This window comes from Bacillus sp. 05T21 (assembly GCF_056396785.1).
On the sequence record NZ_JBFTMD010000007.1, the window covers coordinates 100788 to 123785 of the forward strand.

At 37.4% G+C, this 22998-nt stretch carries 26 protein-coding genes and 1 pseudogene; 3 read left to right on the top strand and 24 right to left on the bottom strand.

Features of this window, described 5'->3' with window-relative positions:
• Positions 1–64 precede the first annotated feature (64 nt).
• Positions 65–2794 (top strand): putative bifunctional diguanylate cyclase/phosphodiesterase, encoded by a 2730-nt coding sequence (locus tag AC1DKZ_RS15450; protein ID WP_476996557.1) that lies wholly within the window; start codon positions 65–67, stop codon positions 2792–2794.
• Positions 2795–2811: 17 nt separating this feature from the next.
• Here the strand turns inward: AC1DKZ_RS15450 and AC1DKZ_RS15455 are convergent, their stop codons facing one another.
• From AC1DKZ_RS15455 to AC1DKZ_RS15545, 19 genes and pseudogenes are all read right to left on the bottom strand, one after another.
• Positions 2812–3465, bottom strand: a complete 654-nt coding sequence (locus tag AC1DKZ_RS15455; protein ID WP_002166408.1) for a DUF975 family protein — start codon at positions 3463–3465, stop codon at positions 2812–2814.
• 44 nt (positions 3466–3509) lie between these two features.
• Positions 3510–4356: pseudogene (locus AC1DKZ_RS15460) on the bottom strand (DUF975 family protein).
• Between the two features lie 256 nt (positions 4357–4612).
• Positions 4613–5014 carry a F0F1 ATP synthase subunit epsilon gene (gene atpC, locus AC1DKZ_RS15465; RefSeq protein WP_002016279.1) on the bottom strand — a complete coding sequence of 134 codons (402 nt, stop codon included), beginning with the start codon at positions 5012–5014 and terminating at the stop codon, positions 4613–4615.
• Positions 5015–5034: 20 nt separating this feature from the next.
• Positions 5035–6444, bottom strand: a complete 1410-nt coding sequence (atpD, locus tag AC1DKZ_RS15470; RefSeq protein ID WP_002016281.1) for a F0F1 ATP synthase subunit beta — start codon at positions 6442–6444, stop codon at positions 5035–5037.
• Between the two features lie 123 nt (positions 6445–6567).
• Complete coding sequence (atpG, locus tag AC1DKZ_RS15475) at positions 6568–7428, bottom strand: F0F1 ATP synthase subunit gamma (RefSeq protein ID WP_002016283.1); 861 nt, start codon at positions 7426–7428, stop codon at positions 6568–6570.
• 370 nt (positions 7429–7798) lie between these two features.
• Entirely contained in the window at positions 7799–9307 is a 1509-nt protein-coding gene (gene atpA, locus AC1DKZ_RS15480; RefSeq protein WP_002016284.1) for a F0F1 ATP synthase subunit alpha, read from the bottom strand.
• Positions 9308–9318: 11 nt separating this feature from the next.
• Complete coding sequence (gene atpH / locus AC1DKZ_RS15485) at positions 9319–9861, bottom strand: F0F1 ATP synthase subunit delta (protein WP_002130060.1); 543 nt, start codon at positions 9859–9861, stop codon at positions 9319–9321.
• On the bottom strand, positions 9858–10364 hold the full coding sequence (gene atpF / locus AC1DKZ_RS15490; protein ID WP_002016287.1) for a F0F1 ATP synthase subunit B: 507 nt from the start codon (positions 10362–10364) through the stop codon (positions 9858–9860). The genes atpH and atpF overlap by 4 nt, the downstream gene beginning before the upstream one ends.
• Positions 10365–10493: 129 nt before the next feature.
• Entirely contained in the window at positions 10494–10712 is a 219-nt protein-coding gene (gene atpE, locus AC1DKZ_RS15495) for a F0F1 ATP synthase subunit C (protein WP_000052064.1), read from the bottom strand.
• A 56-nt stretch (positions 10713–10768) separates the two neighbouring features.
• Positions 10769–11488: a F0F1 ATP synthase subunit A gene (atpB, locus tag AC1DKZ_RS15500; protein ID WP_000399874.1), complete on the bottom strand. Its 720-nt coding sequence runs from the start codon at positions 11486–11488 to the stop codon at positions 10769–10771.
• A 7-nt stretch (positions 11489–11495) separates the two neighbouring features.
• Positions 11496–11888, bottom strand: coding sequence for an ATP synthase subunit I (locus AC1DKZ_RS15505; protein WP_002184531.1), 393 nt, complete (start codon positions 11886–11888; stop codon positions 11496–11498).
• On the bottom strand, positions 11888–12112 hold the full coding sequence (locus tag AC1DKZ_RS15510; RefSeq protein ID WP_002089742.1) for an AtpZ/AtpI family protein: 225 nt from the start codon (positions 12110–12112) through the stop codon (positions 11888–11890). Before AC1DKZ_RS15510 ends, AC1DKZ_RS15505 begins: the two co-directional genes overlap by 1 nt.
• A 26-nt stretch (positions 12113–12138) precedes the next feature.
• Positions 12139–12252 carry a DUF4024 domain-containing protein gene (locus tag AC1DKZ_RS15515; protein WP_000232963.1) on the bottom strand — a complete coding sequence of 38 codons (114 nt, stop codon included), beginning with the start codon at positions 12250–12252 and terminating at the stop codon, positions 12139–12141.
• 375 nt (positions 12253–12627) lie between these two features.
• A complete protein-coding gene (gene upp / locus AC1DKZ_RS15520; protein WP_002034907.1) occupies positions 12628–13257 on the bottom strand; it encodes a uracil phosphoribosyltransferase in 630 nt (209 codons plus the stop codon).
• A gap of 273 nt (positions 13258–13530) precedes the next feature.
• The gene (gene glyA / locus AC1DKZ_RS15525; RefSeq protein ID WP_002034906.1) at positions 13531–14772 is read right to left on the bottom strand and encodes a serine hydroxymethyltransferase; all 1242 of its coding nucleotides are present in this window, start codon (positions 14770–14772) and stop codon (positions 13531–13533) included.
• A gap of 253 nt (positions 14773–15025) precedes the next feature.
• Positions 15026–15598, bottom strand: a complete 573-nt coding sequence (locus AC1DKZ_RS15530; protein ID WP_002089746.1) for a TIGR01440 family protein — start codon at positions 15596–15598, stop codon at positions 15026–15028.
• A gap of 66 nt (positions 15599–15664) precedes the next feature.
• Positions 15665–16108, bottom strand: a complete 444-nt coding sequence (gene rpiB / locus AC1DKZ_RS15535; protein WP_000869917.1) for a ribose 5-phosphate isomerase B — start codon at positions 16106–16108, stop codon at positions 15665–15667.
• 96 nt (positions 16109–16204) lie between these two features.
• Complete coding sequence (locus AC1DKZ_RS15540) at positions 16205–16645, bottom strand: low molecular weight protein arginine phosphatase (protein ID WP_002130066.1); 441 nt, start codon at positions 16643–16645, stop codon at positions 16205–16207.
• Positions 16646–16956: 311 nt separating this feature from the next.
• A complete protein-coding gene (locus tag AC1DKZ_RS15545) occupies positions 16957–17454 on the bottom strand; it encodes a PTS sugar transporter subunit IIA (protein WP_002016294.1) in 498 nt (165 codons plus the stop codon).
• 387 nt (positions 17455–17841) lie between these two features.
• On the opposite strand from AC1DKZ_RS15545, the gene AC1DKZ_RS15550 reads away from it, so the two are divergent.
• Positions 17842–18228 (top strand): DoxX family protein, encoded by a 387-nt coding sequence (locus tag AC1DKZ_RS15550; protein ID WP_002068579.1) that lies wholly within the window; start codon positions 17842–17844, stop codon positions 18226–18228.
• Positions 18229–18395: 167 nt separating this feature from the next.
• A complete protein-coding gene (locus tag AC1DKZ_RS15555) occupies positions 18396–19007 on the top strand; it encodes a flavin reductase family protein (RefSeq protein WP_002184528.1) in 612 nt (203 codons plus the stop codon).
• Between the two features lie 299 nt (positions 19008–19306).
• Here AC1DKZ_RS15555 and AC1DKZ_RS15560 read toward each other — a convergent pair whose 3' ends face one another.
• The 5 genes from AC1DKZ_RS15560 to spoIIR all read right to left on the bottom strand — a co-directional run bounded on the left by AC1DKZ_RS15560 (position 19307) and on the right by spoIIR (position 22970).
• A complete protein-coding gene (locus tag AC1DKZ_RS15560) occupies positions 19307–19585 on the bottom strand; it encodes a DUF3935 domain-containing protein (protein WP_002034899.1) in 279 nt (92 codons plus the stop codon).
• A gap of 232 nt (positions 19586–19817) precedes the next feature.
• Positions 19818–20366: a manganese efflux pump MntP gene (locus AC1DKZ_RS15565; RefSeq protein ID WP_002016298.1), complete on the bottom strand. Its 549-nt coding sequence runs from the start codon at positions 20364–20366 to the stop codon at positions 19818–19820.
• Between the two features lie 77 nt (positions 20367–20443).
• The gene (locus AC1DKZ_RS15570; protein ID WP_002016299.1) at positions 20444–21484 is read right to left on the bottom strand and encodes an L-threonylcarbamoyladenylate synthase; all 1041 of its coding nucleotides are present in this window, start codon (positions 21482–21484) and stop codon (positions 20444–20446) included.
• A gap of 108 nt (positions 21485–21592) precedes the next feature.
• Positions 21593–22051 (bottom strand): GNAT family N-acetyltransferase, encoded by a 459-nt coding sequence (locus AC1DKZ_RS15575; protein ID WP_002016300.1) that lies wholly within the window; start codon positions 22049–22051, stop codon positions 21593–21595.
• A 49-nt stretch (positions 22052–22100) separates the two neighbouring features.
• On the bottom strand, positions 22101–22970 hold the full coding sequence (gene spoIIR, locus AC1DKZ_RS15580; RefSeq protein WP_476996558.1) for a stage II sporulation protein R: 870 nt from the start codon (positions 22968–22970) through the stop codon (positions 22101–22103).
• Positions 22971–22998: the final 28 nt, after the last annotated feature.

A 22998-nucleotide genomic window follows, 5' to 3' on the forward strand; every position in this document is an offset into this window, starting at 1 on the left:
AGCAATCATAAAAAACATAAACTAAAAAAAGATGGTTCTTATGTATATACAGTGGGTGATATAAATGAAAAAACAAACACATGTAAGTATTCTTATAAGCATTTCATTGTTGTATATAGCTATTCATTACGTATCAATGTCCTTTTTATATGAGTACGCACTCCCATTTCAAATATTAACTGGAATAAGTACCATATTAATTGATATTACAATTTGCAGTTATATATTTTATTTTTCAAATATAAAACAAGGGTTATCTCGTTTGTTTTGGATAACATTAACTATCGGATCCTTCTCTTATTTCATCGGCGATATAGTAGTTGCTTATCAACGCTTAATTCTGCATGACTACTATACATTCGTTGATCCATCAGACTTTTTTTACTTATTATTTTTAATTAGCTTTGCATTTGCCTTTCTATATGAAATTATTTATGGCCGAGATTTATTGGAACAGCTTTTTACGATATGTGATATTTGTATTATTGTTACTGCTCAATTTACTTTAAGCTACTATTTACTTATTGAAAGAACCATTCATATTTTTACAACATCATATATCGACATGTTTGTTCAACTCACGTATCCAATGGCTGATCTACTCTTTCTTTTAATAGGAATCAACCTTTTATTCAGACCATTATCCTTACTACCAAAGCAAGTTGGTGCTCTTCTTGGCAGTGCTTTAATTTTGTATGCTACTACGGATTCTATTTATGCTTATATAAAATACTTCCAGCCTGAGCACTCTATGTTCACAGTTGCTCCATTCTATCAAGTAACCTTATTATTGGTAGCAATCGCTTGTATACTTCACACAAAAGAGCCCGAAAAACAAGAACAAATATTACTAACGCCTCAATTTGGTGAATCAATCCGATTATCATTACCGTATATTTCTGTCGTGATGCTTATTGTTTTTATATTGGTCGAATATGTTTTTGCACCTATCGTAGTAATTGGACTTATGGTAACTTTCGCCTTCGTTCTCATACGCTATACGTTAGTTCGAAGACAAAATAAAATATTATTGCTAGCACAAATGCAATTCAGCTTAGAACTCGAGAAACAAATCGAACTACGTACAGAAGATTTAGTGGAACAAAAAAATGAGTTATATCATAACCAACAAATGTTTAAATCTTTATACGAGCATCATCCAGATCCAATTTTCACATTAGATTTGTACGGTAATTTTCTCAATGTGAACAACGCTGGAACTACTTTACTCGGTTATCAAACGAATGAATTATTAAACCAACCATACTATTCACTTATGTATGAAGAAGATTTAGAAGAAATCATTACTGCCTTTCATCACGTGAAAAAAGGGAAATCTATTTCTTTAGAAATACGGGCATATCATAAAAATAGAGATATTTACTACTTACATGTTACAGCTGTTCCCATCTTTTTAAAGGAACATATTTCTGGGGCCTATTTAATGATTAAAGATATTACAGAAAGCAAGCAGCAACAAGAGCAAATTAATTTCCTAGCATATCACGATACCTTAACGGAACTTGCGAATCGCCGTTCATTTCATCAACAGTTAGAAAAGGCAATTGCACGAGCAAAAATATCAAAAAGACCTTTTGCTGTTATGTTTCTCGATTTAGACCGTTTTAAAGTTATTAACGATACTCTCGGTCACCGGGTAGGAGATCTTCTTTTAATTGCTGTAGCAAAAAGACTAGAACGAATATCGACGTCAAATATGAAACTTGCTCGGTTAGCTGGGGATGAATTCACAATTCTTATAGAAGATTATAAAGAAGATAGAGATGTACAAAAAATAGCTGATATGATTGTACTATCTATGAATGAGCCATTCGAAATTGAAAATCAACATTTACAAATCTCGCCAAGTATCGGGATTGCAATATACCCAGAAGCAGGCGAAGATCCGTTATCTATTTTACAACATGCTGATATGGCCATGTACGAAACCAAAAATAAAGGAAAGAATGGTAGCTCACTTTATACGAAAGAGTTATATAAAAAAATGGAGCGAAAAGCTCGAATTGAAAAAGATTTACCACTTGCTTTAGTAAATAAAGAATTCTTTCTCGTCTATCAACCACAAGTTGACATTACAACGAATAAAATCATCGGTGCCGAAGCTTTAATCCGTTGGAAACATCCACTATTAGGTGACATTTCACCATGTGAGTTCATTCCAATTGTGGAAGAGACTCCGCAGGTCATCCCACTTGGGCATTGGGTGCTACGAGAGTCTTGTCGTCAACTAAAAATATGGCAAAGTTTTGGATACACAAACTTAAAAATGAGTGTCAATTTATCAGCGAAAGAATTTCAACAAAATCAATTAATCGAAAATATTTCACAAATACTAAAGGACGTTAAAATTGACCCGAAAGATGTAACACTTGAACTAACAGAACGAATTGCGATGATTGATGAAAAAGAAACATTATCGAGACTAAAGCAATTAAAAGAATATGGTATTCAAACGTCCATTGATGACTTCGGTACCGGCTACTCTTCTCTTGCTTATTTATCAATTTTCCCTATCGATACATTAAAAGTACCAAAAGAATTTACACAACTAGCCGATCATCGGCCTGAAGAAAGAGCCATCGTTTCCACTATCCTTTCCCTTGCAAATACTTTAAATCTCTCTGTCGTTGCTGAAGGAATTGAAACAGAAAAACAGCTTAAGTTTCTGCAAAAAAACAACTGTAAATACATGCAAGGTTACTATTTCAGTAAACCTCTAACAAGTAAACAGTTTATAAAATTCCTACAAAAAACACCCAGTATGAACCAATAGTTCACACTGGGTGTTTTTTAAAGTGTCGGAATTCTTTTTTCGTAATATTCTTCTGCAATCTCTTCGTAAAAAGCTGCTGTCGTTGTATAAAAATATGGAATCAACCATAAAAATCCAATCCCTAATGTAATACAACTTAATATAAACCAACCAATAAAACTTAAACATAAAATGAAATACTCCATCTTATGTCCAGCCATCATTCGACGACTTTCTGTAATAGCTTGATTTATTGAATACTCAGGATGATCATTTATAATAAAATACGTCATCGCATAAGAAAATGATTTAATAATGCCTGGAATAATAAATAGTAAACACCATAAGAAAATATAAATGTTTACTACTATATATAATAAAAATGACTTTATAAACTTACTTCCTTCTGTAAACCATCTAAATATATGCCCAATACGCGCTTCTTTTTCACGAATTATATGTAGTGCTAAACAATAACCCCCTAGCGTTAAAGGCCCCACCAGCAATATTGTAATAACATCTATTGAAAGTGAGCTATTCACTTCTTTCCACTCCCAAACCTGAGAGAGAAGGAACTGAATACTAAAACTAAAAGCTGAAGTAAGAATCGAAATAAGTAATGTTGCCCCAACAGCTAAGCCCCATTTTCCTTCCAGTGAATCTAGCGCTTCTCCTTTTAAATCACTAATCATACTTAACCTCCTATACGTAATAATTCTATTAGTATAGCACGTCCCTACTGCAATTCACCTTTTGCAATATAGCGATAAAAATGTGCTGTCGTTGTACCTACATATGGACTAAGCCAAAGAAATCCTATTCCAAGAGTAAGAATTGCTAAAATAGCCCATCCTATGAAGCTAAGCCATAAAAGAAATAAATCTAGTTTATGCCCCTTCATAAAGTTCTTACTTACTTTCATCGCCTGTGGAACGCTATAATCTGGATTTTCAACCATAACATAATACGTCATCGCATAAGAAAAATACATCACAATCATTACAACAATCGAAATAGCTAATAGTACAAAGAAAGCAATTGTTAACGATACATTCCCTTCCTCACCAAAAAACGCGAATACACCTAGTAACAACATCGGAATCCACGTACCTGTATATAACAAAATCGCAAGCATAGCCCACATTGTTTTCATCATTCTTTTAAAGCCACGAAATCCTTCAAATAAATAATCTACTCTAGCATCTTCCCGTTTACTAATTTGTAGCAACACATTCGTATAACCGTATGATGTAATACCATAAGATGCATTACTCAAAATGATCATTATGCAATAAAAAATTCCAAATGTAATACCTGCCCCGACTGATATCGCTTCCTCTTCAATTGAACCCGCTAAACCAACAACTTAGAAAAATATAATAATTCCTGGAATTAAAAGTATAAGCATTGCAGCCATTGAAACAACATAACTTAAAATAATATGTAAAATCGTTGATCCAACACCTAGTCCCCATTTTCCCTTTAAAGAGTACAATGCTTCTCGTTTCATTTCACCGATCATTTGTTCATCTCCTTTATGAAATATAAATTGTTATATATTCTCCACTTATACAAACAACAATATAATTATACCAATTTTGTCAGTTTATTCTATCTATTAAATTGAGTTTCAGTTTCGACATTTAAATAAAACACATCTATGCATAACAAAAAACGAACCTGCAGTTCTTTTTATTTCTTGATTTTCACTTGGCATGGGGCAAAAAAAGGCTCTGACGGCTAAATGCTCTCTCCTACCTAAAGAGAGGCATTTTTTTCCCCTTTTTATTTATATCCATAACAAAAAATCCGTAAAGGCAAGAGCCCTTACGGATTTTTTCACTTCATATCAGAAACGTTTAAACGGTTCACAGCACGCTGCAAAGCCATTTCTGCACGTCTAAAGTCAACATGCGCTTGTTTATCTTGCATACGTTGCTCAGCGCGACGTTTCGATTCATTTGCACGATGGATATCGATATGGTTTGCTTCTTCAGCAGATGATGATAACACAGTTACTTTATCTGGACGAACTTCGATAAAGCCACCGCTTACTGCTACATAATCAGTGTGCCCACCATTTTTCAGACGGACCGCACTAATTTTTAAAGGTGCAACAGTTGGAATGTGACCTGGTAAGATCCCCATTTCCCCACTCTCTGCTTTTACGCTTACCATTTCTACTTCTTTTTCGTAAACCGGTCCATCAGGAGTTACAATACTGACTGGAAATGTCTTCATAATTCGTCCCTCCTAAGGCCTTACGCCATCATTTTCTTCGCGTTTTCAATAACTTCTTCAATGCTACCAACAAGACGGAACGCATCTTCTGGAAGGTCATCATATTTTCCTTCTAGAATTTCTTTGAAACCACTAACTGTATTTTTTACAGGTACGTAAGAACCTTTTTGACCTGTAAACTGTTCAGCTACGTGGAAGTTTTGTGATAAGAAGAATTGAATACGACGAGCACGATGTACAACTAACTTATCTTCTTCAGATAACTCATCCATACCTAAGATAGCGATGATATCTTGAAGCTCTTTATAACGCTGTAAAGTTTGCTGTACTTGACGAGCTACTCCATAATGCTCTTCTCCTACGATTTCTGGAGAAAGCGCACGAGATGTAGATGCTAATGGATCTACGGCTGGGTAAATACCCATTTGTGTTAAACGACGCTCTAAGTTTGTTGTTGCATCTAAGTGAGCGAACGTTGTAGCTGGTGCTGGATCCGTATAGTCATCGGCTGGTACGTATACCGCTTGGATAGACGTGATAGATCCTTTATTTGTAGATGTAATACGCTCTTGTAATTGACCCATTTCTGTTGCAAGTGTTGGCTGGTAACCTACCGCAGATGGCATACGACCAAGAAGGGCAGATACTTCAGAACCCGCTTGCGTGAAACGGAAGATGTTATCGATGAACAATAGTACGTCTTGTCCTTGCTCATCACGGAAATGTTCAGCCATTGTTAAACCTGTTAATGCAACACGTTGACGTGCTCCAGGTGGCTCGTTCATTTGTCCGAATACCATCGCAGTTTTCTTAATTACGCCAGAATCGCTCATTTCATGGTATAAGTCGTTACCTTCACGAGTACGCTCACCTACACCAGCGAATACAGAGATACCACCGTGCTCTTGTGCGATGTTATTAATTAATTCCTGAATTAATACTGTTTTACCTACGCCGGCACCACCGAATAGACCAATCTTACCACCCTTAATGTAAGGAGCAAGTAAGTCTACTACTTTAATACCAGTTTCAAGAATTTCTACTTTAGTAGATAACTCTTCGAATGCAGGCGCTTGACGGTGAATTGGATCACGACGTACATCCGCAGGAACATCACCATCTAAGTCAATTGCATCACCTAATACGTTAAATACACGACCAAGTGTTACATCACCAACTGGTACAGAGATTGCTTTACCAGTATCTTCTACTTCTGTGCCACGAACAAGTCCATCTGTGGAAGACATTGCAACTGTACGAACTGTGTCATCACCTAAATGAAGTGCAACTTCAAATGTTAAGTTAATGCTTGCTCCGTTTTCGTTGCTTTGTTTTACCGTAAGGGCGTTGTAGATTTCTGGTAGCTTTCCGCCATCAAACTTAACGTCTACAACCGGACCCATGATTTGCGTAACGCGCCCTTTATTCATCGGGTTCCCTCCTAGCTTTCTTTTAATTAGCCAGCTTTCTAAGAGAAGTCGGCTTTTAATTTTTATTAGTTTATAGCTTACGCGACTCTCCTGTTCTGGACGAGCCGCTTCCGCTTTTTAATACTATTCTAACGCTGCTACTCCACCAACGATTTCCGTAATTTCTTGCGTAATCGCTGCTTGACGCGCACGGTTGAATGAAAGTGTAAGTGAATCGATAACTTCCATTGCGTTGTCTGTAGCACTCTTCATTGCTGTCATACGCGCCGCGTGCTCACTTGCTTTACCGTCTAGTAATGCACCGTACACTAAGCTTTCTGCGTATTGTGGCAATAATACTTTTAAAATTTCTTCTTCAGAAGGTTCGAATTCATAAGCTGTCGTCGGTTTATCAGACGCCACATCCGTAAGCGGTAAAATTTTATTTTCCGTTACTTCTTGTGAAATTTTACTTACATAATGATTGTAGTAAATATACAGCTCATCATAAGCACCATCTGCGAACATCGCAATTGCTCGAGAAGCAATATCTTTAATATCAGTAAATGATGGGTGGTCAGATAATCCAACTACTTCATCAATGATGTTAAAGCCGCGACGTTTTAAATAATCACGTCCTAGTCGTCCAAGCACAATAATTGAATATTGGTTTGAATCCATATTATGACGTTCACGAATTACGTTACTTACTGTACGTAATACGTTACTGTTATAACCACCTGCTAGTCCGCGATCAGATGTAATAACGATGTACCCTGTACGCTTTACAGGACGCGCATTTAGCATTGGATGATTAATCCCTTTACTTCCTTGCGCAATGCTCGCTACTACTTCTTGAATCTTTTCCATATACGGAACGAAAGATTTAGCATTTTGTTCTGCACGGTTTAACTTAGATGCAGATACCATCTCCATCGCTTTCGTAATTTGACTCGTTTTCTTTGTCGAGTTAATCTTCGCTTTTATATCGCGTAAAGATGCCACAGGTTTTCACCACCTTTTTTCCGGAAGTTGGCACGATTAGTAAGAATCCTCTTCCTAATCTACGTTGCAAGATATTCTTGCTCATGATTGAAGGAAAAGAATAGGTGCACCTACTCTTTTCCTTTACATAACCGTCAGCAATCTCAAAGTTTGAGATGCCTTTATATTATCTAGCTCCAGCGGCTTGAATGCTCGGTGGCTTCACTTCTTCCCCCTCACATTCAGAACGAGCCGCTTCCGCTTTTATTTATCTAGTTCCGTCTCCTAGCCCCTTTCGTCTAAGAACCTTCCCCACCAAAAGGTAGAAAGCACCTTTTGTGGGAAAGAACCTTAGCCGATGGGGCTGAACAGTCGACTTGACTTTTAATTATTATTCAGAAGCTACGAATACTTTTTTAAATCCGTTAATTGCCGCTGCAAATTTGTCGTCATCCGCAAGTTTCTTAGTTGTGCGAATTTCGCTTAATAAGTCAGTTGCATTTGAATCTAACCAAGCATGGAATTCTTCTTCGAAACGAGTGATATCTACTACTGGGATATCATCTAGGAATCCACGTGTTAAAGCGTAAAGAATGATAACTTGTTTCTCTACACGTAACGGTTTGTGTAATCCTTGTTTTAATACCTCAACTGTACGAGCACCACGGTTTAATTTCGCTTGTGTTGCTTTATCAAGGTCAGAACCGAACTGAGCGAACGCTTCTAACTCACGATAAGATGCAAGGTCAAGACGAAGTGTACCTGATACTTTACTCATCGCTTTAATCTGAGCTGATCCACCTACACGAGATACAGAAGTACCCGCATCGATTGCTGGACGTACGCCAGAGAAGAATAGGTCAGATTGTAAGAAGATTTGTCCATCCGTAATAGAAATTACGTTTGTTGGGATGTAAGCTGATACGTCCCCTGCTTGTGTTTCGATGAAAGGTAGTGCAGTTAAAGAACCGCCGCCTCTTGCATCACTTAATTTTGCTGCACGCTCTAATAAGCGAGAATGTAAGTAGAATACATCCCCTGGATATGCTTCACGACCTGGAGGACGACGTAATAGTAATGAAAGCTCACGGTAAGCCGCTGCTTGTTTTGATAAGTCATCATATACTACTAATACGTGTTTACCATTGTACATGAACTCTTCACCCATTGTTACACCAGCGTAAGGAGCTAGGTACAATAATGGAGCTGGTTGAGAAGCTGATGCAGTTACAACGATTGTGTAATCTAATGCACCGTGCTTACGTAGTGTTTCTACTACGTTACGTACTGTTGATTCTTTTTGTCCGATAGCTACATAGATACAAATCATATCTTCATCTTTTTGGTTAATGATCGTATCAAGTGCAACTGCTGTTTTACCTGTTTGACGGTCACCGATGATTAACTCACGTTGACCACGGCCAATGGGTACAAGAGCATCGATCGCTTTAATACCTGTTTGAAGTGGTTCATGAACAGATTTACGATCCATTACACCTGGTGCTGGACTTTCGATTGGACGAGTGTTTGTTGTATTGATTGGGCCTAAACCATCAACTGGTTGACCTAATGGGTTTACAACACGACCGATTAGTTCTTTTCCTACTGGTACTTGCATGATGCGACCAGTACGACGAACTTCGTCACCTTCACGGATTTCTGTGTAAGGTCCTAAAATAATGATACCTACGTTGTTTTCCTCTAAGTTTTGTGCTAGTCCCATAACGCCATTAGAGAACTCTACAAGTTCACCAGCCATAACGTTATCAAGACCATGAGCACGCGCAATACCGTCACCAACTTGGATAACTGTACCAACATCACTAACTTCGATTTCAGACTGATAGTTCTCGATTTGTTGCTTTATCAGTGCGCTAATTTCTTCAGCTCTGATGCTCATGTGCTTCACCCCTATCTATTCTTCATTAATTCACGCTGAATACGTGCTAATTTTCCTTGTAAGCTTCCGTCGTAAATGCGATTTCCAATACGTACTTTAATGCCGCCTAGTAAATCTTCATCCACAACATTTTTCACGCGAATTGCATCTTTTCCTGTTTTTTTTGCAAATGCTTCTGCAATGTTAAGTTTTTCTTCTTCCGATAGAAGACGAATAGAATATACAGTTGCATCCGCTACGTTACGTTCTTCATTAGCAAGAACAACATATTCATTTGCAATTTCAGGTAGGATATCAATACGCTTGTTATCAATTAAAATATATAACGTATTTAAAATAGATTCAGAAACAGATGCGAATACGTTTGCAAGAAACGTTTTCTTCTGCTCTTTTGAAATGTTCGGTTGCGTTAAAAAGCTATGTAGTTCTCCGTTCTTTGTAAAAACGTTTTGTACAAGGCGTAATTCCTCTTCAAACATTTCTAATACGTGTTTTTCTTTTGCAATTTTGAAAAGAGCGACAGCATAACGTTTTGCTACAATCCCATTGCTCATCGCGCTTCTCCTACTTCTTTAATATAATCGCGAATTAACTTCACTTGATCTTCTTCTTTTAATTCTTTTTCAATTACTTTAGAAGCAATATGAACAGATAAAGAAGCAACTTGTTCTTGTAAAGCAGCAATCGCTTGCTCTTTTTCGCGTTGAATTTCTTGTACAGCAGATGTTTTAATTGATTCTGCTTCTTCTTTCGCAGCAGCAACAATAACATCCTTTTGATCTACAGCTTGTTTCTTCGCTCTTTCGATTAACTCTTGTGCTTCAACACGCGATTGTTTTAACATTTCACGTTGTTCTTCTACTAATTTCTTCGCTTCAGCATTACTTCTTTCTGCAGCGTCGATTTCATTAGTAACATGCTCTTCACGTTCTTTCATAATTCCCATTAAAGGACCCCACGCGAATTTGCGTAGCATTACTAATAGAAGTAAGAAAATGAACAATGTATAAGCAATCGTTCCAAATGGAATGGAAGCCCCTAATAATAAAGTTGGCACAAGGATTCACTCCCTTCAAAATATCTAAATTGATCATATGAAAAAAAAAGACATACGTTTCGTTCATAAAGCAATGGCGAAGAAAGTTCGGAAAAACACTCTTCGCCATCTATGTAAGGGGAGTCTCCCTTATTTGTTCATTACGATGAAAGCAATAACTACACCGATAATTGGAAGTGCCTCAACTAATGCAACCCCGATGAACATAATTGTTTGAAGTGCGCCTTTTAATTCTGGTTGACGAGCAACACCTTCGATTGTACGTGATACGATAAGACCGTTACCAATACCTGCACCTAATGCTGATAAACCAATTGCAATTGCAGCTGCGATTACACCTAAACTCATTTAATTTGTCCTCCTTTGTATTATAAAAAAATAAATTTTTTCTTACTTAAATTATATTAATGGTCATGGCTTACTTTATGAGCCATATAAACCATCGTTAACATTACGAAAATAAATGACTGGATTGAACCAACGAATACGCTGAATCCCATCCATGCTAACATCGGTACAAGTGCACCTAATGCTCCTAAGAATGATGCCCCGCCTAACTTAGCAAGTAATCCTAATAAGATTTCACCTGCGTAAATGTTACCAAATAAACGAAGACCTAACGTTAATGTGTTAGCAAACTCCTCAATAACCTTTAATGGGAATAAGAATTTCATAGGTTGGAAATAACCTTTAACATATTCTTTCGTACCCTTCATCTTAATTCCATAATAATGGGTGAGGGTAACTACCATCACGGCTAATGTTAATGCAACTGCTGGATCAGACGTTGGTGATCTCCACCATGCAATATGTTCGCCAGCCTCAACTGTTGAATACATGAATGGTAAACCAAGGAAGTTCGATACGATGATAAACATGATAAGCGTAACGCCAAGCGTTAAGAAACGTCCACCTGTTTTCCAATCCATCGTACTATTGATAATCCCTTTCACGAAGTCAAACACCCATTCCATGAAATTTTGCATCCCGGTTGGGCGAAGCGCTAAGCTGCGAGTTCCGATAACAGCGATTAAGAAAACAATAACTGCTGCTACAGTAACCATCATAACTGATGACAAATCGAACGTTAAACCTAGAAATTCAACTAATTTACCGTGTTCCACTAGTAATTCACCTCTCTTCCCTGCTCGTATACTCTAAATAAAGAAAATCTATGATCATGACAAGGTATCCTGTCAGCAATCCTACACCTAAGCCCCACATCGCAATTAACTCTTGATATTTGGCTGCAAATAAAATTAGTAACCCAATCGTGGCGAATCTTGAATATGTGCTTACCGCTGTCGCCTTAAACTTCACGTTTTCTCCATTTGTTACGCGATCTAATAGCTTGTCTGTTCTACGTGCAATGATGCGCAAACTAAGAAAACTGAAAATCGTTCCGATAATCAGCCCAAGAAATACATCCTTGTAAGAGGTAATTCCCCATCCTAGCACTAGAAGCACAAGCAAGTAGTACATATATTTCTTTTGTCGTTGGACAAGTCCATGTACGTCTATCATCATTGCTCTCCCGAATAGTAATGTTGAATGAGTCGAATCATTGCGTATACCCCTGTTCCTAACCCGAGTAATAACCCTATAATAAGAAACAATGGAAACGTTCCAACCTTATTATCAATCCATTGCCCACCAAAGATTCCGATAAGAATAGAACCAACTAACTGAGCAAGTATTCCTGACATTAAAGCATACGCTTTTATATGGCTGCGATCGTTTTTTTGCAAGGATTCATCCCTCCAATATGTAACCCTCATTCACGATGTGTTAATAATAACTCATTTTTCTGCATAAATTCTATACAAAATAAAAAGTTTACATTTTCGTCACGGAATAGATGCATTTTTGTCACTGAAAGCCCTACCATCTATCCCCGTTGTTAGCATACAATAGGGTATTAACAGTGTCAACGAGAAATCGTAAAAAATCAAAAAATTTGAGTATTAGGCATTTCCTCCCAAAAATGAAAACGTTCCCCTTCTAAATACTGGTTAGAGATATGCAATTTCTAACAGTTTTCTCTTTATAATAGAAGAAAATGTTCACAAGTTTGTCACTATTATATTTTTAAGATATAGCGCTTTCCTTCCATAATATAGTGTCCCCGAGACGTAAGACTTCTATATTATATGTGATGTGTATATAACTTATGTTGTATATACCCTGTATATTTATCTCCCCCTCCCCCGTGCGCTGAGGGCGAAAAAAAAACGAGAGGGGAATCCCCCTCTCGTCTGTTGTCTTACTTCGTTCCGAATAAACGGTCACCAGCATCACCAAGACCTGGAACTACATAACCATGGTCATTTAACTTCTCATCTAATGCTGCTACATAAATATCAACATCAGGATGCTCTTCCTGCACTACTTTTACTCCTTCTGGAGCAGCTACGATACACATTAATTTAATTTGCTTTGCACCGCGCTTTTTCAGAGAATTAATTGCTTCAGCCGCAGAACCACCTGTTGCTAGCATCGGATCTAGTACGATAAAATCACGCTCTTCTACATCCGTTGGAAGTTTCACATAGTATTCTACCGGTTGCAATGTTTCAGGGTCACGGTATAAACCAACGTGTCCTACTTTTGCTGCTGGAATTAATTTCAGAATTCCATCAACCATTCCTAAACCTGCACGTAAAATCGGAATTAAACCAAGTTTTTTACCAGCGATCACTTTTGTTGTCGCTTTGCTTACAGGTGTTTCAATTTCAATGTCTTCAAGTGGAAGGTCACGAGTAATCTCGAAAGCCATTAAGCTTGCTACTTCGTCCACTAATTCACGAAAATCTTTCGTACCTGTATTCTTATCGCGAATATATGTAATCTTATGTTGAATTAACGGGTGATCAAATACATACAGTTTTCCCATGTGAATCTCTCCTTTAGATGATATTCATGCGTTTACACGCTTCTTTACACTATTTACGATTGTAAAGAAAACGCTACTAATATTCAAGGGCAAATTTGGTAAAATCATGATTTTACGATGAATCTATCTAGTATCTTTACCAATTATGGGAGCTGTATCCTTCATTATATCGCCAAAATTTATTCATCATTTGTATACATACTTTAAAAACAATATGTGTCCACAAAAAAAGACTACTAAAACAATTACGTTTCAGCAGTCTTTTTTAATCTATTATAGATTTGTATACATTGGGAATTTGCTCGTTAACGCTTCTACACGTTTGCGCGCTTCTTCTAGTTCAGCTTCATTCTCATGATTTTTTAATGTATGAGCAATAATTGCTGCAATCTCATCCATTTCTTCTAAACCGAAATCACGTGATGTTACCGCCGCTGTACCGATACGTACACCGCTTGTTACAAATGGGCTTGCTGTTTCAAATGGAATCGTATTTTTATTCACTGTAATACCAACTTCATCTAATACGTGCTCTGCTACTTTACCTGTAATTTCCAAGTTACGAACATCAATTAAGATTAAATGATTGTCTGTTCCACCAGAAACAAGTGTAAGTCCTTCCTTTTGAAGGCCTTCAGCTAAACGATTCGCATTATTAATGATATTTTGTGCATATGTTTTAAACTCATCTTGTAGTGTCTCACCAAATGCAACAGCTTTTGCAGCAATTACATGCATAAGTGGGCCACCTTGAATACCAGGGAAGATTGATTTATCAATTTGTTTTGCAAATTGCTCTTCACATAAAATCATACCGCCACGTGGGCCACGTAATGTTTTATGTGTTGTTGTTGTAACAAAATGTGCATGTGGTACTGGATTTGGATGTAAACCAGCTGCTACTAAACCGGCGATATGTGCCATATCAACCATTAAGTACGCACCCACTTCATCTGCAATCTCACGGAATCGTTTGAAATCGATAACACGAGGATATGCACTTGCACCTGCAACGATTAATTTTGGTTTATGTTCTTTCGCTTTTGCTAATACATCATCGTAATTAATACGGTGAGATTCAGCATCCACGCCATATTCTACGAAATTATATTGTACTCCACTGAAGTTAACAGGGCTTCCGTGTGTTAAGTGACCACCATGAGATAAATTCATGCCAAGTACTGTATCGCCTTGCTCTAAAATCGTGAAGTATACTGCCATGTTCGCTTGTGCACCAGAATGTGGTTGAACATTTACATGCTCTGCGCCAAAAATTTCTTTCGCGCGATCACGTGCGATATCTTCTACTACGTCTACGTGTTCACAACCACCATAGTAACGTTTTCCAGGATATCCTTCAGCATACTTATTCGTTAGAACAGAACCTTGCGCCTCCATTACTGCTTCACTTACGAAGTTTTCCGAAGCAATTAACTCGATCTTTGAACGCTGTCTTCCTAGTTCTGCCTCAATTGCAGCAAATACCTTTTCATCTTGACGTTTTAAATGATTCACCAAAATCCCCCTTTTCTGAACGAATTACATCAATTCCCAATAGTTTTTTCTCATTTATTCAGAAAAAACGAAAATTCAGGTTGTAATTCTTTCGAACCTTCATGTTTTCAACTACATTCTAACATGACTTTCTATATCATAAAAGAAAAAAAAAGACCAAAATTGGTCTTTTCTTTCTTCTATTATAAAGTCAGACTACATACCTTTTACCTTTCGATATACAGCTGTTATAAGACTTTATAATTTTTCATGTTTAACGGCAAGGAATAGCTTCTTCATTTGCCGCATAAACGGCACGTGCTCCACCTATTAGTTTCCCACGTGTTTTCGCCATCGTTACATGCGCACTTCCTATTTCCTTCACACTTGTACGAACCGGTACAGCTACATGCTTTAAATGCATACCTATAAATGTATCGCCGATATCCATTCCTGCATCTGCTTTAATAAACTCAATTACTACCGGATCTTTAAAATTGTGATACGCATACGTCGCTAATGCACCACCTGCTGATCTAACAGGCGTAACTGTTACAATTTCAAATTGATATTTCATCGCTACATCTCTCTCAACTACTAAAGCACGATTTAAATGCTCACAACATTGAAACGCCAATTCAATACCTGTTCTCTCTTGAAATTGTTTTAATTCAGAAAAAATCGCCTCTGCCACTTCCATCGTTCCTGATGTTCCAATTCTTTCACCTAGCACTTCGCTCGTGCTACACCCCACTACAAAAATTTGGCCTCTTTGCAGCGTGGCTTGTTCTTGGAAATCAGAAAGCGACATTTGTAGCTGTTCTCTTACCTTTACGATTTCTGTCATTACGCCTCTTCCTTTCACAGGTTGGTTCACCAAATTATATTTCATACTACTTATAGTTAGAATCTATTACTTTGTTTCGTACGTTTTAATTTTTCCTACGCGGTTTTCGTGACGGCCACCTTCATAGTCAGTTGTTAGCCAAATTTTCGCGATATCACGCGCTAGACCAGCTCCAATTACACGCTCGCCCATCGCTAACATGTTAGTGTCATTATGCTCTCTCGTCGCTTTCGCACTGAAAGTATCATGAACTAATGCACAACGAATACCATTTACTTTGTTTGCTGCGATTGACATACCAATGCCTGTCCCGCAAACTAAAATACCACGATCCACTTCACCATTCGCGACCATTTCTGCTGCTGGAAACGCAAAATCAGGGTAATCAACAGAACCAGCTTCACATTCACAACCTAAATCAATATATTCAATATTTAGCTCTTCTAATAAACTTACAAGTTCTTTACGGATATTCATACCGCCGTGATCAGATGCTACTACTACTTTCATTTTTACCCCTCCGAAGTTTCAATCAATTATCTTCATTTCACACTCGCTACCTAAATGGAACAAAGTGATCTCCAATATCGTATTATACACGAAACATCAACCTTCTGAATGTTTTTTCAGTAAAGTTTGTACAAGTTTTTCCATCTCTTCTAACGTTTCTTTATAAATAGAAAGCGATCCGCCAAATGGATCTGAAATATCCTTACTTACACCCTCAGTTAATCCATATAATGTATCCAATTTCTTTTCCACGCTCGGATAATACCCAAGTACAATTTGCTTATGGTTTTCCGTCATTGTTACTACAATGTCCGCCCAATCAACCAAAGTATCGTTTACCTGCTGCGCGGCATGATCGATTACAATTCCTTTTTCAGCTAAAGCTTCCTTTGCATGTATCGACACATCGCTTCCAGGATAGGCGAAGACACCAGCAGATTGCACTTCAAATTTACCTTCTCCATAATGACGAAGCAAAGCCTCAGCCATCGGACTACGGCATGTATTTCCTGTGCAAACAAATAACACCCGTTTCATCTAAACCCACCCCTTTTTTTCTGTTTCCTACATTTATCCCGATTGGTGAAGGCTAATAATCAGCGGGGGATGAACACCCTCCACTCATTAAAGTTTCACTTTATCATAGCGTATATTAGAATAGAACAAAAGAAATGTGAATATACGAAAGGCGCATTTCTCTTATATTTTTTCTAAGAAAAACGCGCCTTATTCACATATATGAAACCCTATTTCCAAGTGCCCAAAGTATTTTACCATACATAATGAACACACTACGAAACAAAATAAGGAATCCATTTCATATGAAACGGATTCCTTCTATCAAATAATTATTTCATTGTAACTTTCATTACTTCTGTTGAACCTTTTGTAGCTGTTACACCTACAGTTGTCTTAATAGACTCAGCTGCATCTGTGTTTGTAATAACGATTGGAGTAATTGTGCTTTTCGCTTTTTCACGAATTAATTCTAAGTCAAATGAGATTAATTTATCTCCAGCTTTTACAGCTTGTCCTTCAGAAACGTGAGCTTCGAAACCTTCACCTTCCATTTTTACAGTTTCTAATCCAACGTGGATTAAAATTTCTGTACCGTTTTTCGCTTTAATTCCAATAGCATGTTTCGTGTGGAATAATTGTACGATTTCACCATCAACTGGAGATACAACTACACCTTCAGTAGGATCGATCGCAACACCGTCACCCATCATACGACCAGCGAATACTGGATCTGGTACTTCTTCAATATTTTTCACTGCTCCAGTTAATGGAGCTACGATTGTTTCTTCATTTGTTTTTGAACCAAAACCGAATAATTTTTTAAACATAGGATAGTCCTCCTTATAATTTACCTAAAAGTTTATAGGGCAATCTCTATTCAAGATCGAAATACACGTAAGACTTCATACTTCGAATGTTATACTGTAAAAACTCTTTCGAAATAAATCATGTCATTACTACTAGACTCTTATTGTAGCGCTTCACAAAATTCCAGTCAATTCTGATTGTCTGAATAACAATGAGAAGTTAACTTCTACTTATATTTTCTCTTTTTTTCACTTACTTGTCTAGAGGTCTTTACTACATTTTATTTTTTGTTGTTAATTTGTAAAATTCCTTTCAAATTTTTGTTAAAATCCACTTGACTAAAGTAAGTAACTATTTTATTATTACTTACATAAGATAAGTTAATAACTTTTAGGAGGTTTTTTAAAATGATGGATATCGGTCTTCTTATTATTCGTCTTATTATAGGAATTACATTCATGGGTCATGGTGCTCAAAAATTATTTGGTTGGTTCGGCGGTTACGGCTTAAAGGGAACTGGCGGCTGGATGGAGTCAATCGGCTTACGTCCTGGTGTATTTATGGCATTTATGGCTGGCGCAACTGAACTATTAGGTGGTTTCTTATTCGCAGCAGGTATTTTCACTGTAGTTGGTTCATTATTTATCGTAGGAACAATGTTAGTAGCAATTTTCACAGTTCACGGAAAAAATGGTTACTGGGTAACACAAAACGGATTCGAATATAATTTAATGTTAATCGCTGTCGCTATCGGTGTAGCTTTAATTGGACCTGGCGCTTACGTTTTACTTTAATATTTATCTCTATTTCAAGATATTTACCAAAAAAGAGATTACTTCAGTACAATCGAGGTAATCTCTTTTTTTTACATCATCAAAAAAATATTATTTTCAGCAGGAGATTCCCATTGATATCTTGTAAAGGAACAATAAGTATTCATATTTAGAAAGGGGATTACAACATGTTATCCATTAATCCAAACGAACAAACTGAAAAAGATAATTACAAATTACTAACAGGAAGTATCATTCCACGTCCTGTTGCATTCGTTACTTCTGTAACTAAAGATGGCGTATTGAACGGTGCGCCATATAGTTATTTCAATATCGTCGCTGCCAATCCACCACTTATTTCAGTTTCAGTACAACGCAAAGAAGGAAAACAGAAAGACACTTCCAGAAACGCAATAGAAAAAGGGGAATTTGTCGTACATATTTCTGATGAATCTTACGTAGAAGCGATCAATGAAACAGCAGCGAACCTACCTCCTAATGAAAGTGAAATCGAATTAGCAAAACTAACACCGATTGACAGTGATGTCATTTCAGTACCAGGGGTTAAAGAAGCAAACATTCGAATGGAGTGTATATTAGAACGCGCTATCCCACTCGGCGGAACCGAAGACTCGCCAGCTTGTGACCTACTAATCGGCCGCGTCGTTCGCTTTCACGTCGCTGAACACTTATACGAAAACGGCCGAATTCACGCCGAAGAACTAAAACCAATAAGCCGCCTAGCAGGACACAACTACGCAAAACTAGGAGAACAATTTGAATTAGTGAGGCCCATTTAAAGGCGGAAGCGGCTCGCTCAGAATGAGAGGGGGATGGAGCTCCTGACGTAGAGGCGCTTTTTGCCTCGCAGGAAGGCGCGAAGCCACCGACCATTCTAGCCGCTGAAGCTGGATACATTTAAAAGTGGAAGGGGCCCGCTTAGCTCTGACCAGCTAAGGTTCTCTCGCACAAAAGGTGCTTTATACCTTTAGTGCGGGAGGTTCTTAGACGCGAAGAGCTGGCCACTGGAACTGGATACCACCGAAAAGCTCCAGCTTCATCACTCAAACAAAACCCCCCGCTTTCAGCGGGGGGTTTTTTATCGTAATTCTTCGTTCTTCTCCTCTAATGCCGGGAATTTCTCTTTTTTAGATCTACCAAGCTTTATTACAAAGAAATATAAGGAAAGTAACGTAATAAGGAAAACAATTAAAAACGGGTACGGAGAATAAAAAGTACGCGCCGCCTCCGATTTTCCTGCAACAAACTTCAATGACTCAATATCTAAAAACTCAGCAAACATTTGTACACCGAGCATACTGAACCAAAAAACAAAAAAACTAATAATAATACCAAAAACTTGCTTCAATCTCGTCATTCATCTCATCCTTTCTATATTTGTAATTTTTTAGTGTGATCAATATAGTACAAACGAAACTATGCACAGAAAAGAACTATCTCACCATTCACGAATTAACTTAATCCAACCTAACATCGAAATTTGCAAAATAACACCCAATATTATAAGTCTTCTTAGCCATCGAGGAAAGAAGGTTAAAAGCTTAACATACTATTCCAATAGCTTGTTCATAATTCCCTCCTACATAAAATTATATAGGAAAAAGGAGATACAATCCAAACCCAACAAGAATAATACCACCTACTATTTCACCGTATGTGCCAAGTATATTTTTGGCATGGCTACCAAGCAATAAACCCATCCAAGCCAGTAACATACTTATTAGTCCGAACAATAATATCGTAATAATTGTCTCTGCTCCGTAAATTCCAAGACTAAGACCTACTGAAAAACTATCTATACTGACACCAAATGCAAATACAAATAAACTAATTCCAATTGGAGCAGTTCTAGTCTCTTCCCCTTCTAAAATAGACGAATATACGATATAGAACCCTAGCCCAATTAATAAAATAGCTCCTGCAAAGTTTGCGACATCCCCATACCTCTCTGATAGAAAACGCCCTAGTACCATTCCGATAAATGGCATAATAATATGAAATATCCCAATCGTCATACCTATATAAAGGATTTGTCTTAACTTTAATGTTACCATCCCCATACCGAGGCTCACTGAAAATGCATCCATCCCCAGGGCAAATGCCATAATTATTAAAGGTATTAATTGTTCAAGTGTCATTCATATCCCCCCTCGGACGTGCTACTTCACAATATGCTTATCCGAGGAGAAATATTCTGTTTGCTAAAGGTACATTATCATTCAATAATAATCTGATGCCCCGCAGCTTTTGTTAAACGATTCATAATTGCATTTCCTATGCCTTCATTCGGGAATGATTCACTAAAAATAACATCTACTTCACTTGCATCAAACGTTCTAAGTACATCATATAACTTAGTCGCAACGCTGGCTAAATCACTTCGCACACCACAAGACAATACAACATCTGCACTATACACATGCTGATACTCTTCTGTCGTTAATACACCTACTTTAAATCCTTCTTTCTTTTTCTCATCCACAATACGTTGAATAAACTCACGGGACCCTTCAACAATACTAAGTGGCGCTTTCGGTGCATAATGTGTATATTTCATTCCAGGTGATTTCGGTTTTTCTTTCTCATCCTTTAAAGCTGGATCTAAAGAAACATTTCCTATCACGGCCTCTAATTGCTCCTTCGTAATCCCACCTGGACGTAAAATCGTCGGAACTTCGCTCGTACAATCAATTACAGTTGATTCAACGCCTACTCCTGTTGCCCCGCCATCAACAATACCAGCAATTTTCCCATTTAAATCTTCATACACATGAGAAGCTAACGTTGGACTTGGGCGTCCTGAACGATTCGCACTCGGTGCCGCAACAGGCACGTTTGCCTCTTCAATAAGGGCGAGCGCTACTGGATGATCCGGCATCCTCACTCCGACTGTATTAAGTCCTGCCGTAACTCTCTCTGAAATCCCTTTTTTTCTCGGTAAAATGATTGTTAATGGTCCTGGCCAAAAATGCTCCATTAACTTTTCTGCAACCGGCGGAATTTCTCTTACGATACCATCTAACTGAGATTTTGTTCCTATGTGAACAATCAGTGGATTATCGCTCGGTCTCCCTTTCGCTTCAAAAATTTTCGCTATCGCTTCATCATCCATTGCGTTTGCTCCTAACCCATATACCGTTTCCGTTGGGAAGGCTACCGCTTCATTTTCTCTTAATAATCTTGCTGCTTCTTTTAATTGTGGATAATATTTTTTTCTTTCCACAACATTATCCACAACCCACATATTTGTATGCATTTTTTCCCACGTCCTTTTCTACCATGAAATACTTGTCTATTTTTAGTTTACTATGAGATTTATCCAAAAGACAAACAAGGTTTATCCACAAAATGTGGATAAACCTTGTTAATCCGTGGATAACTTTGTGAATAGCTGACAATTTAGTATTATTGCATTTAGCTCTTTTATATTTTTACAAAAGTGTTCTAACTGTCGAATTTCCTCTGGCACTTCCTCTTTCTCTATAATGACAAAGTTAAAAAACTGAAAGATGGTCACAGATTGTGGATGATTTGTGAGTAAGTACAATTGTCGAATATCTTTTTCTTTCATATACTGCAAAAACATCTCGAAAAAATATAAGAAAGTCTGTTTATCCACATTAGGTGTGAATAAACAAGAACGGATAAGTGCATTTTCTCCACTTTGTTCATATCCAATTACCGCTCGTATTTCTCCCGCCTCTTCCAAGATCATAAATTGTGCGTACAACTCATTTATTTTATCATCTTTTTTATTAGCTTGTCCGAAAAAAGAATGTAATCTTTCTACATCTGCTTTCGTAGCAAAATATACGTTCTTCATAGTAAATCCCTCCTCATTGATATATATGAGGAAGGATTTATTAATAGCACTATTTAGAGAATAAAGATGTAAAAGCTTCGACGATAAATAATTTAACCTCTGGTTTCTCTTCCTCTTCTACTGTTACATATTCATTTTGCTTTTCTTGTTTTTGCTCCACAGGTTTCTCCACTTTCTCCACTTTCTCCACAGTTTTTGTTTCTACTTTTTTTACAGGCTGTTCTTCTACTTGTGTTTCGTGTTTTACTACTTTCTTTTCCTGTGCTGTTACTTTTTCAGCTTTTTCCGGCTTTACTACTTTCTTTTCTTTCACCTTATCCTCTTTCTTCTCCGGTACATCCACCACTTCTTCATCTGATTGTCTCACCTGCTCCTCTTCAGGAGATTCAGCTTTCACAACATGTTCTTCTTTCCTTACAGCTGTACCACTTGAAAAATCTAAGAAACACATCGGTGGAAATAATACACACCACCAGTTTGCACCTTCACCTTTTCCAATTGTAATAAGTACCGCTTCATATTCTCCTGCCGGATAAATAAAATTCCCATATACCTTTGTAGGAAACTTCACATTCTTACCGAATTTCACTTGAAACGCCTTTTTACTTCCTTCTCTTTTCAGCGTATTCGCCACTGTCTTTTCAATTTCAGGAATATGATTTTGAATTACTTTTCGAGCTTCTTCAAATGACGTTAACTCCGCTACCCATCCATCAATTTGCGCTTTCACTTCATCACGTACTTTACGTTTTAATGCCTGATCTTTATCGGAATCACTATTAGCTAAAATACGTAATCGAACGGCCTCTTTCGGAATAACAGTAGGCCCTTTTGCATCAGCTTTCATATATCCAAACTGCACAAGTAACTGTGCACCAATTAATAATAAAAGAAAGTAAGCAATAACTTGTTTTTTCATTTCCTCCACCGTCCCCTCTAGAAACAGT

Coding starts and splice junctions, on each gene's coding strand:
- AC1DKZ_RS15450 (WP_476996557.1), top strand. CDS start 65: ATGAAAAAACAAACACATGTAAGTATTCTTATAAGCATTTCATTGTTG.
- AC1DKZ_RS15455 (WP_002166408.1), bottom strand. CDS start 3,465: ATGATTAGTGATTTAAAAGGAGAAGCGCTAGATTCACTGGAAGGAAAA.
- atpC (WP_002016279.1), bottom strand. CDS start 5,014: ATGAAGACATTTCCAGTCAGTATTGTAACTCCTGATGGACCGGTTTAC.
- atpD (WP_002016281.1), bottom strand. CDS start 6,444: ATGAATAAAGGGCGCGTTACGCAAATCATGGGTCCGGTTGTAGACGTT.
- atpA (WP_002016284.1), bottom strand. CDS start 9,307: ATGAGCATCAGAGCTGAAGAAATTAGCGCACTGATAAAGCAACAAATC.
- atpH (WP_002130060.1), bottom strand. CDS start 9,861: ATGAGCAATGGGATTGTAGCAAAACGTTATGCTGTCGCTCTTTTCAAA.
- atpE (WP_000052064.1), bottom strand. CDS start 10,712: ATGAGTTTAGGTGTAATCGCAGCTGCAATTGCAATTGGTTTATCAGCA.
- AC1DKZ_RS15505 (WP_002184531.1), bottom strand. CDS start 11,888: ATGATAGACGTACATGGACTTGTCCAACGACAAAAGAAATATATGTAC.
- AC1DKZ_RS15515 (WP_000232963.1), bottom strand. CDS start 12,252: ATGGTAGGGCTTTCAGTGACAAAAATGCATCTATTCCGTGACGAAAAT.
- upp (WP_002034907.1), bottom strand. CDS start 13,257: ATGGGAAAACTGTATGTATTTGATCACCCGTTAATTCAACATAAGATT.
- AC1DKZ_RS15530 (WP_002089746.1), bottom strand. CDS start 15,598: ATGACAGAAATCGTAAAGGTAAGAGAACAGCTACAAATGTCGCTTTCT.
- rpiB (WP_000869917.1), bottom strand. CDS start 16,108: ATGAAAGTAGTAGTAGCATCTGATCACGGCGGTATGAATATCCGTAAA.
- AC1DKZ_RS15540 (WP_002130066.1), bottom strand. CDS start 16,645: ATGAAACGGGTGTTATTTGTTTGCACAGGAAATACATGCCGTAGTCCG.
- AC1DKZ_RS15545 (WP_002016294.1), bottom strand. CDS start 17,454: ATGTTTAAAAAATTATTCGGTTTTGGTTCAAAAACAAATGAAGAAACA.
- AC1DKZ_RS15550 (WP_002068579.1), top strand. CDS start 17,842: ATGATGGATATCGGTCTTCTTATTATTCGTCTTATTATAGGAATTACA.
- AC1DKZ_RS15555 (WP_002184528.1), top strand. CDS start 18,396: ATGTTATCCATTAATCCAAACGAACAAACTGAAAAAGATAATTACAAA.
- AC1DKZ_RS15560 (WP_002034899.1), bottom strand. CDS start 19,585: ATGACGAGATTGAAGCAAGTTTTTGGTATTATTATTAGTTTTTTTGTT.
- AC1DKZ_RS15565 (WP_002016298.1), bottom strand. CDS start 20,366: ATGACACTTGAACAATTAATACCTTTAATAATTATGGCATTTGCCCTG.
- AC1DKZ_RS15570 (WP_002016299.1), bottom strand. CDS start 21,484: ATGCATACAAATATGTGGGTTGTGGATAATGTTGTGGAAAGAAAAAAA.
- AC1DKZ_RS15575 (WP_002016300.1), bottom strand. CDS start 22,051: ATGAAGAACGTATATTTTGCTACGAAAGCAGATGTAGAAAGATTACAT.
- spoIIR (WP_476996558.1), bottom strand. CDS start 22,970: ATGAAAAAACAAGTTATTGCTTACTTTCTTTTATTATTAATTGGTGCA.